Genomic DNA, 420 nt, shown 5'->3' with positions numbered 1-420 from the left:
TGATAAACAAATCACTATCTCCCCCCTCATAAAGTAAGCACTTCGGAGAGATACCTCCAAGTGCCACTTTACTCTCATTCCTTTAGATAACTTATAAACAGCGAAACCCGTCAGCCCTTGTGGTTAGCGGGTTTTCGCCGTTTATGTTTTCTCTTAAAATCTGCTTCGGACAAATTTGAGACAAATGATTTTCAAAAAATGCCGTCACTGTCATACGCTCCGACCCCAAGCACATCCAGTTCTTTTCTACCCTCAGAGAGCGCATTTTGCCATTCCGGCTGACAGTTTGCGTCAATAGCAGACTGCTCCATGGCAGTCCGAAGGATCTCCTTATTTGTCATCATCGCTTTTTCCTCTCTTTTTATCAAGTTATTTTCATTGCAACTGAAGCTGCCTGCAGCAATTACGGTTCTTTTTTAT

At 42.6% G+C, this 420-nt stretch carries 1 protein-coding gene; it reads right to left on the bottom strand.

All coding sequences use genetic code 11. The features are described 5' to 3' along the window. Window positions 1–191 precede the first annotated feature (191 nt). Complete coding sequence (locus H6A32_RS15950; RefSeq protein ID WP_204864834.1) at window positions 192–344, bottom strand: hypothetical protein; 153 nt, start codon at window positions 342–344, stop codon at window positions 192–194. Window positions 345–420 lie beyond the last annotated feature (76 nt).

Source organism: Drancourtella massiliensis, from assembly GCF_016900655.1.
Lineage (GTDB): Bacteria > Bacillota > Clostridia > Lachnospirales > Lachnospiraceae > Sellimonas > Sellimonas catena.
The sequence above is the reverse complement of the archived record's forward strand: the minus strand, read 5'-3'. Positions and strand labels throughout refer to the sequence as shown.